Source organism: Acinetobacter sp. YH01019 (assembly GCF_013420285.1).
GTDB classification, from domain to species: domain Bacteria; phylum Pseudomonadota; class Gammaproteobacteria; order Pseudomonadales; family Moraxellaceae; genus Acinetobacter; species Acinetobacter gandensis.
Window position 1 is genome coordinate 1 of the sequence record NZ_VOYM01000091.1, and the last position, 9391, is coordinate 9391.

Annotated in this window: 8 protein-coding genes and 1 pseudogene; 3 read left to right on the forward strand and 6 right to left on the reverse strand. The window is 38.1% G+C overall.

Annotation, left to right across the window (positions count from 1 at the left end; all coding sequences use genetic code 11):
- The first annotated feature begins 400 nt into the window (after nt 1-400).
- From fdxA to FTT84_RS15325, 3 genes are all read left to right on the forward strand, one after another.
- Nucleotides 401-724 carry a ferredoxin FdxA gene (fdxA, locus tag FTT84_RS15315; RefSeq protein WP_053580096.1) on the forward strand — a complete coding sequence of 108 codons (324 nt, stop codon included), beginning with the start codon at nt 401-403 and terminating at the stop codon, nt 722-724.
- 137 nt (nt 725-861) lie between these two features.
- Complete coding sequence (locus tag FTT84_RS15320; protein WP_180058861.1) at nt 862-1584, forward strand: D-Ala-D-Ala carboxypeptidase family metallohydrolase; 723 nt, start codon at nt 862-864, stop codon at nt 1582-1584.
- A 131-nt stretch (nt 1585-1715) separates the two neighbouring features.
- Entirely contained in the window at nt 1716-2381 is a 666-nt protein-coding gene (locus FTT84_RS15325; protein ID WP_180058862.1) for an O-methyltransferase, read from the forward strand.
- A gap of 202 nt (nt 2382-2583) precedes the next feature.
- On the opposite strand, the gene FTT84_RS15330 is transcribed toward FTT84_RS15325, so the two are convergent.
- The 6 genes and pseudogenes from FTT84_RS15330 to FTT84_RS15355 form a co-directional block, all read right to left on the reverse strand.
- Nucleotides 2584-3426 carry a universal stress protein gene (locus tag FTT84_RS15330; RefSeq protein WP_180081708.1) on the reverse strand — a complete coding sequence of 281 codons (843 nt, stop codon included), beginning with the start codon at nt 3424-3426 and terminating at the stop codon, nt 2584-2586.
- A gap of 128 nt (nt 3427-3554) precedes the next feature.
- Nucleotides 3555-4172 (reverse strand): acyltransferase, encoded by a 618-nt coding sequence (locus tag FTT84_RS15335; RefSeq protein WP_067762582.1) that lies wholly within the window; start codon nt 4170-4172, stop codon nt 3555-3557.
- A gap of 66 nt (nt 4173-4238) precedes the next feature.
- Nucleotides 4239-4826, reverse strand: coding sequence for a YigZ family protein (locus FTT84_RS15340; protein WP_067762597.1), 588 nt, complete (start codon nt 4824-4826; stop codon nt 4239-4241).
- A gap of 100 nt (nt 4827-4926) precedes the next feature.
- Nucleotides 4927-6117: an HlyD family type I secretion periplasmic adaptor subunit gene (locus FTT84_RS15345; RefSeq protein WP_180058863.1), complete on the reverse strand. Its 1191-nt coding sequence runs from the start codon at nt 6115-6117 to the stop codon at nt 4927-4929.
- Between the two features lie 3 nt (nt 6118-6120).
- Nucleotides 6121-8253, reverse strand: coding sequence for a type I secretion system permease/ATPase (locus tag FTT84_RS15350; protein WP_180081710.1), 2133 nt, complete (start codon nt 8251-8253; stop codon nt 6121-6123).
- Nucleotides 8250-9263, reverse strand: a pseudogene (locus tag FTT84_RS15355) (TolC family protein); the annotation flags it as partial. The gene FTT84_RS15350 and the pseudogene FTT84_RS15355, both read right to left, overlap by 4 nt.
- Between the last annotated feature and the right edge of the window lie 128 nt (nt 9264-9391).

Below are 9391 nucleotides of genomic sequence, written 5' to 3' on the forward strand. Positions count from 1 at the left end.
AAAGTGAAGGTAGGGTTTGTTTTAATGTTAAATCTAGATTCTGAGATAAATTCATAAAAAAAGAGCGTATTTACATACGCTCTTTTTACAGCATTTTAACTTTTTTTGCTTAACTGACTGGCATTACCCCTATTAGGGGGCTTTTTTTAATCCAATTGAAAAAGGAGTAGCTTTGAATGTAAAACGCTCAAGGTAAAATGCTAAATAAAAAGTGTGAGTTCAGGCCAGCTATTGAGTATGATTATCATTACATCGCTGTTTTGGTTAAATTGTTCAGTTTTTAGTAATTTTAACAGCACTGCATATAATAAATATCAATAAAAGGAATTGTTAGTTGTGCTATTTTTTGCCTAAAATACACTATTAGTTATTAGAACCATATTTTTAGGTAGCTGTCGCCATGACCTTTGTTGTCACTGAAAACTGTATTAAATGTAAATATCAAGACTGCGTAGAAGTTTGTCCTGTTGACTGTTTCTATGAAGGTCCTAACTTCCTTGTAATTAATCCAGACGAATGTATCGACTGTGCATTATGCGAACCAGAATGTCCAGCAAATGCAATTTTCTCTGAAGATGAATTACCAGAGGGTCAAGAAGTATTTATCGAACTCAATACTGAACTTTCACAAAAATGGCCAAACATCACTCAAATCGGTGATCAACCTGCTGACCGTGAAGAATGGAATGGCAAAACTGATAAATTACAATATCTTGAAAAGTAATTTTACAGATTCAAAAAAGATCAGCACATGCTGATCTTTTTTTATACCGAATGCACACATTTCATTGCAAAATATTCAAAATTTCTCACTCAAATTAGATTAAAATAGAACAAGTTTATAAATAATTGATTTCTATAATGAAGCATTTAATTAAGGGATTATTGTCCGTTGCAATTTTCCCACTTGTTTTCATTGGTTGTACCAGTACACCACAAAAACAAGGCCACACTATTACAACTCACGACGGTAAACGTATTTACATTCCTCAAGAAAAAGTCTCAACCGTTCGCCAATCGCAACCTAAAGTTGTTCCTTATGCTTACAACTCCTGGGTGGCATCTGTAGATAATTTGCGTAAAGTACGTGATTACGAGGTCTTTCTTGAAAGAAATGGTGTTGGCAATATTATTCCTTCTTTTGAGCTTATGCGTACAGCGCGAGATTGGCAGAAATGTGGCCGTTCAGAGTATATGGTGCCAAATCGTGAACTGTGGGCCAACCAAATTTCCACCCTGCGTGTATTTAAATATCTTGTGGCAGCAAATATCTTAACGGACTTTGAAGTGACATCGGTTTATCGTGATCTGCCATTGAACCAATGTGCTGGTGGTGCAAATTCATCTCGTCACTTATTCAATTCCGCAATCGATTTTCGTATTGGGCCTGCTTATCCTCAACCTGAAGATTATGCCTATATTGAAAATACGAAATTCCGTCTTTGCCAATTTTGGGCACAGCATGGTCAGAGTTTAAATATGGGGCTCGGCTTATATTCTAGTGGTCAAATTCATATTGATACTCAAGGCTATCGCACTTGGGGGCCAGATTTATCTCGACGATCTTCAATGTGTAATTACTAATACATTACAATGCCATACCAAGACCTCTTTTGAGGTCTTTTTTGTGTATAAAACAGGCGATTATTGAACAATAAATTGCGCTATGTATGGAAAGGTTTAAAATGCTCTCATCAAAAATGAGGTGCTACAACATGCAACAAATGTGGACAGACATTGATGCTTACATCGATTCACATTTAATTCCTGAAGATCCAATTCTCACTCAGACATTGAAACATACAGATGAACGTGGCTTCCCCGACCATCTTGCCGTAGCTGCAAATCAAGGCATGTTGCTACAAATGTTGATTCAAATGAATAAGTGCAAACGTGTTTTGGAATTAGGAACTTTTGCTGCATATAGCACTATGTGGTTAGCACGTGCACTTCCAGACGATGGCTATATTTTAACGATTGAAGGTCGTGATACGCACGCAGCTTTAGGACAAGAAAATATCGACAATGCAAAATTGCCTCAAACGATTGATCTTAAATGTGGTCGTGCTGCAGATATCTTACGTGCCCTACCCGAAAATACTGAACCTTTTGACTTTATTTTTGTCGATGCGGATAAGCAAAGCTATCCTGAATATCTTGAGCTAAGTCTGGATCTCTCACATTCAGGTACAGTTATCGTGCTGGACAATGTCATTCGTGCAGGCGATATTTTGAATCCAGAAAATCATAAACCGAGTATTGAAGGTATACGGGATATGTTCAAAGCAATGCAAAATAATCCTCGTATTTTATCTTGCACCGCATTGCAAACGGTTGGTTGTAAAGGCCATGATGGTTTCGCACTTGCGATTGTAAAATAACTGATTAATCTTGAGATTGTACAAAGATTGATTTGGATTAAAAATCAATCAATACAATATTTTAATTAACAAACAGTAACTTACAAAAACAACACACAGAGTTATCCACAATATATGAGGATAACTCTGGTTATAAAAAATACAAAATCAATACTTTAATCTGTGTCTAAAATTCCTGTTTAATTGCCACAACTAAACACTTTTATTTCACAACTAGTAAAGGGACAGTCGAATTCCTAAAGATACTGGTGGTGATACTTCCTAAAAAGAATTGATGAATTTTACTGTGACTAAATGCGCCCAATACAATCAATTGAATACCATGCTCTTGTTGATAATCCAAGATATTTTCTGAAACATCTCCATAACGATACTCAGTGACAACATCCAGTCCGGCATTGGTTAAAAAGTTTTTGGGATCATCTAAAATTTGTGGATGATCACCAACATAGACTAAATGGCATTGTAAAATACGTAATAAATCACTCTTAGCCACGCGTTTCATTAAATCAACACATGTTGGCGAATATTCGTAAGCAAAAATAAACCGTGTAGGTGGCTTAAAGGTTGGCCCTACAGTCATTACAGTACAGCTTGCACCACGTATAAAGTTTTCAACATTACTCCCTAATGGCTTATTACGCTCTGCTGAGCGCTCACCAACACGTCCAATTAATACAATGTCATCAGACTGAAGAACATTAAAACTCTGCTCTAAAAAGTCGCCTTTTTCCTGAATGTGTGAGGTTTGAATGCCATGTTTGTCCTGAATCATTTCAGAAATATGTTTGAGTAGATTATTACTATAATCGAGTGCTAGATCACTTTGTTTTTGCTCAAGCTCTGCCAGTTCTTTTAAAAGCATGGCATTACTTTCAAAACCAATCACACCACTAATTTCACCTAGATGATAACTTGCTGGGTAATAGTCAAGGACTTGAAGTAGAACCAGTTCACGATTGGTCTGTTTTGCAACCCAAGCCGCTGCATCTGCTAATGCATTAATGCATGGCGAAGAGTCGATACATGCGATAACTCGTTTCATGATTAGCCCTCGTTTTATTTTTGCTTGGCTATAAAAGTTGTTTGTTATTTTTAACTTATCACAACTCTGTTTCGTGATGCATACATTTGTGTAAGTTTAAAAGCCATTTTTTGCACAAATGTATGGTTTTAATCTCGATATCGAATAAATTTAGCTGGATTCCCTGCCACAATCGCACGTTTTTCGACATGCTTCGTCACCATACTATTCATACCAACAATTGCTTGTTCTGCTATGTGTACACCATCCTTTATGCCAACATGTGCACCCAACCAGACATCACGTTCAATTTCGATTCCTTGTGAGCGTACAGCTTGTTGGTAAATTGGCATATCTGTATCCATGCCGTGATCAAAAGCATACAGATGGCAATAGGCAGCAATTCGTACTTGGTCGTGTAGCTTAATTCCGACTCGGCCACCATCAAGTATACAGTGATGATTTATCGCTACTTCACTGCCTATTTCAAGCGGCCCATGCAATGTGCAATCTGCTGCAATAAACGTATTATCACCAATTTTAATCTTTCGACCTGGCTCAGCAAATATATGAGCGAGTGGTGAAATGAAACAGTTCTCACCAATTTCAACGGTTTCCATCGACATAAGATATTCTTGATATTCTTTTTGCCAAGCTTCGGCCCATACTCTATTTTTTGGTTTCAACGACCGATACAACCATGGCATGTAATTCAAGCGATGTTTATGCTGTTCACGATATTTCAGTAGTGGGTCTTGCTCAGTCATCTAGTTTAATCTCAATTATTTGGTTGGTTGTTTGAGACAAATTGCCTCACAAGAGAAATGAATACATTATTCATCCACTATTTTTAACTGCTCGCGCCCTCTACTCACATCTTGAAGTTTAATTGCAAGTGGTTCGATCTGATGAACCTGTAGCGCTGCTTCAATATCTACGCCTGTCGCAGTATATTCTTCTTGAAATTCTATTTTTTGTTGATTTAAGTCATATTGAATAATTGCCCACTCATTAAATTGACAACTAAACTGCACTTTTTTCTTTTCAATTAACTCAATTTTTTCAGCAAGCATTAAACATTGACCTGCACAGCCACCATAAGCACGGACTAATCCACCTGTACCTAACTTAACGCCGCCATACCAACGATTTACCAAAACCAGCACATTGGTTAAATCATTGCCTTCTATTGTTGCTAAAATTGGTCGCCCTGCTGTTCCTGAAGGTTCACCATCATCATTGAAGCGTACAGTATGACCAATTTTCCATGCCCAACATTGATGGGTTGTGGAGATATCACGGTTCGCTTCTAAAAAGTCTTTAACAGCCTGTTCATTTTCTACAGGGACAGCTATCGCCTGAAAACGACTTTTCTTAATGTCCTCTTCAAAACAAACCTGTGTAGAAAGTGTAAATGCCATATCTTCATTCGAACTAAGTGGAACAATGATTATATCTATTTTGAAAGACTTACCGATAAAAAAAGCCTCCATAGAGGAGGCTTTTTAAACAACTATTACATTATCGTTCACGCAAAGCTTCGCTGGCTTTGTTAAACGGTTTAACCAGATATTCAAGTACTGTTTTCGAACCTGTACGGATATCGACTGTTGCGACCATACCAGGCGTGATACTAAAGTCCTTACCCTCTTTATTGGTCAACTTATCACTATCTGTCCGAATATACACACGATAGTAAAACTGATCTTGTTTAACTTCATCACGTAAGGTATCAGGCGAAATTACCGTCACTTTTCCTTTTAAACCACCATAGATTGAATAGTCATAAGCAGTAATCTTAACCAAAGCCTCTTGCCCTGGACGTATAAAAGCGATGTCACGTGGCGAAATACGTGCTTCAACTAAAAGCTGCTCATCTAAAGGCACGATAGTCATTAACTTACCATTTTGAGGAATCACCCCGCCTAAAGTCATAACATCAATTTCTTTAACAACACCACGGACTGGTGATTTAAAAACAGTACGACTGAGCGTATCAGATTTACCACGAACCACTTGCTGTTGTGATTCAATATCCATATTTGCCTTAGAAAGCTCTTCGCGAGATTTGACATAGTACTGGTTACGTACGTCATTCATTTGATTTTGCAAATCATTGGCTGAACGCTTTAAGCGTAAAACTTCAACTTCACTCGCTGCACCTTTTGCCACCAAAGGCTCAGTCATCGCCAATTCTTGTTGTACAAGTACCAGGGCTTGTTTTAGACCTGATAGTGATTCATCCAAATTCGCACGACGTGAATGATACAGTGCTGTTTCCTCATTCACTAATGCAGGTATTTTTAACACATCATTGGGAAATGTTAGAGCAGTCCCGTTCACTTCTGCACGAAGACGCGCCGCTGTCGCACGAGCTGCCACCAGTAGTGACTCAGTCTCAGCCACATTCGATTCAAAACGTGTTGGGTCTAATTGCGCAAGGACTTGTCCTTGTTCAACAATTTGGCCTTCCTTCACATTTAATTTGGTTAAAATACCACCTTCCAAAGACTGAATAATCTGCTCTTTAGATGAAGGAATTACTTTACCTGTACCCGTTGAAACTTCTTCTAATTTGAATAACCATGCCCAAATTAAAAGTACTGCCAAACCAATGGTAATAATCCAAATAATTAAACTCGTTTTTGGTAATGGTGGTTCTTTAAAACTGACAGCATTTGAACGTTTTACTTCTTGCTTATTATCGCTCATGATTTATGCCCCTGTTGCACGTTTAGGTGCACCCTGATTTTGATTCAAAATCTGATCACGAGGCCCATCCATCACAATTTTACCTTCATTCACCACAATAATACGGTCAACAAGTTCCAATACAGCGCGATGATGTGTTGCAACAATCATGGTACGATTTTGTAAATAGCCTTTGAGATGATCAATTAATTGTTTTTCAGATACATCATCAATCGCAGCGGTCGGTTCATCCAATAACAAGATATTCGGTTGACGAATTAACAAACGTGCTAGGAGTAATGCTTGACGCTGCCCCCCAGAGAAACCTACACCACCTTCTAAAATAATGTGGTCTAAACCTTCTTTTTTCTCTTGTACAAAACTTAACGCGCCCGTGATTTTAAGCACATCAATGAGCTGCTCATCTGTCGCAAGTGGTGCACCTAAAGTTAAATTTTCACGAATTGAACCATAAAATAATTGTGCATTTTGATTCAGTAAGCCCATATCACGGCGGACATCGGCTGGATCAATTAATGCCAGCTCAATACCGTCAAGTTTAATTTTGCCTTGTACTGGTGTTTGCATGCCTGATAAGAGCTGTAACAGGGTCGATTTACCTGCTCCATTACGCCCTAAAATTGCAATTTTCTCACCAGCTTTAATTTCAAGTTTTGGAATGATTAAACTTGGACGTGGATCATCTTCACCATATTTGAATGACACGCCATTCAATTCATAATCACCACTAATAACAGGCTTATGAATTAAGTGCGAATAATCAGGCTGATCCACAGGCTTTTTCATCAACTCATCTAAGCCTGCTTTTGCCACTTTCGCTTGTTGTAAACGACCCAGTACCCCAGCTAGTGCGGAAATTGGCGCTAACATACGCGAGGATAGAATTGAGCAGGCTACCAAAGCACCAGTGGTCATTTCACCTTTCATTACTGCGAAACAACCGACCAATACAACTATGGCAAAGGTTAAACCTTGTATTTTTTGTGTCCAAGCAGACATCAAACCAACAATTTTACGTTGACGCATACTGACATCAGCAGACACTTCATTCATGTGATTCCACTGATTTTGAAAGCGTGATTCAGCACGTAATAACTTGATATCTTCCATACCTTGTACAGATTCAACCAATAATGCATTACGAATTGAAGATTCTCGCATCCCCATTTGTGCCAATTTCGCTAAAGGCTTTTGTGCCAAAATACCAGGAATAATCATCAGTGGCACAACCAACAACATTACCCAAAACAGGTTGCCGCCAATCAGCCAGAATATGAATAAGAACAAAAAGAAAAATGGTAGATCAGCAATTGCTGTGACCGTGGTGGAGGTCACCATTTCACGAACACCTTCAAGCTCACGAATTTGAGAAATGAATGTACCTGTTGATTTTGAACGTTCACTATTTTTAATGCGAAGTGCATGCCCAAATACACGGTCAGAAATTTTTAAATCTGCACGTTTACCAATAATATCCGATAAATAAATACGTGAAACACGCAGCGTAAATTCAAAAATAGCTGCAATGAGTACACCACCTGCCAGTACCCAAAGTGTCGGCACTGACTGTGATGGAATCACTCGGTCATAAACATTCATCGAAAATAAAATAGTAGCCAGCGCCAAAATATTTGCCATTAAAGAGGCAAACATAATATCGATGTAACGCTTCCAATCTTTCAGAACAATGGACCAAAACCAATTTTTTTCAAATGGTTTGATGTATTCATCGACACGAGCATCTGGCACTGAAGATTCAGGACGCAAGATATAAATATTACGTACGCCATTTGCTAAACGATCGAGTGAAAAAACTTGTGATAAACCTTCATCGCCACTGAGTTGTACGCTGGCATTGCCATCTACATCTATACGTTCTACAACGCCCACTTCACCACTGACAAATTCAACCAGTACCGGCAAGCGCCATGGATTTAGTAAATTAATATCGTATTTATTTTTACGAACACTTAAACCAATTTGGCGTGCCATCACTTGAACAAGTTCATCAGCATTATTATGTTGATTCCAATCCAGTTGTAGGCGAATACGCTCTTCAGAAGGTTCAATTCGATAGTGCTTGGCAATATTCAATACCGCTTGAAGCCAAGGCTGATAATTTATGGTATTACTCATGGCTGGACTTCAAACCCCTGAATAGACATATTATTAAGTTCATAAATATCTCGTGAACGTCCTGTCACTTGAATATATTGAGCAAGTGAAGCGTAAATATCATATTGCGCTGACACAATTTCTTGAGCTGCACTATGAATAGCTTGTTCCGCATTTAATAGGTCAACAACTGTACGTGTCCCTAATTTATATTGCTCTTGATAAAGCTCTTTTGTGCGAACCGTTGTTTCACGTCTTTGTACCAGTACAGACATTTGACGCTTTTTATTTTCAATTTGTTCGCGAATTAAACGTACCTGATCTACTACATCCAAATACACTGTATTCACTTGTGCCTTTGCAGCTTCTTCAGCATAACTTGCAGCACGTGTTTGCGCAGCAACGGCCCCACCTTGATAGAGATTACTGGTCGCTTCCAACATGATTGAGCTATAAAGACCATCATCTTCATTATTATTTGGATTACGCCCATTAACTGCCTGACTTAAACTGCCTTTTACATTAATGGTTGGATAAGCACTCAGTTTAGATTGCTGCTTTTGTAATTTTGCGACTTCAACGCCTGCTTGCGCCTGCATCATACTTGGGATCATTTTAAAATCAGGATCTTTATACAATTCAGCAGCAGTTAAAATTCGGTCTGGAATAACCCAATTAATATTTGATACATCAAAACCCAATAATGTACGCAGACGCTGCTGATATTGTTTTAACTGTGTTTCTTGCACAATTAAATTTGACTCTGCTGCTTCTAAATTAGATTGCGCTTGGATTGGATCCGCCTGACTACTAATCCCTGCTTTTGCACGCAAATTTGCAATTTCAGCAATTCGACTTACACCGGCAATCTGTTGGTTGGCAATTTTGGTGATTTCTTGATAACGTTTTATATTAATTATTGCATTCGCAACTTCAAGCGAGACTTCATCTAAATTAACCAAAACATTTGCTTGTTCTTGTAAAGTTTTGGCTTCCTCAATATCAACTAAGCTACGTGTCTTACCAAAATCATCTTTGTACACGACAAAAAAAGATAACTCATTGAAATAATGGCATAATACTTGTTTTCTGACGACGAATATGATGACACATTTCAATGAGTTACATCTCATCTTAAACAAATATCTAAAGTGGAACA

Bases quoted from the DNA above. Each gene is read 5' to 3' on its own strand.
- FTT84_RS15325 (WP_180058862.1), top strand. From the start codon at position 1,716: ATGCAACAAATGTGGACAGACATTGATGCTTACATCGATTCACATTTA.
- FTT84_RS15350 (WP_180081710.1), bottom strand. From the start codon at position 8,253: ATGAGTAATACCATAAATTATCAGCCTTGGCTTCAAGCGGTATTGAAT.
- FTT84_RS15330 (WP_180081708.1), bottom strand. From the start codon at position 3,426: ATGAAACGAGTTATCGCATGTATCGACTCTTCGCCATGCATTAATGCA.
- FTT84_RS15320 (WP_180058861.1), top strand. From the start codon at position 862: ATGAAGCATTTAATTAAGGGATTATTGTCCGTTGCAATTTTCCCACTT.
- FTT84_RS15335 (WP_067762582.1), bottom strand. From the start codon at position 4,172: ATGACTGAGCAAGACCCACTACTGAAATATCGTGAACAGCATAAACAT.
- FTT84_RS15340 (WP_067762597.1), bottom strand. From the start codon at position 4,826: ATGGCATTTACACTTTCTACACAGGTTTGTTTTGAAGAGGACATTAAG.
- FTT84_RS15345 (WP_180058863.1), bottom strand. From the start codon at position 6,117: ATGAGCGATAATAAGCAAGAAGTAAAACGTTCAAATGCTGTCAGTTTT.
- fdxA (WP_053580096.1), top strand. From the start codon at position 401: ATGACCTTTGTTGTCACTGAAAACTGTATTAAATGTAAATATCAAGAC.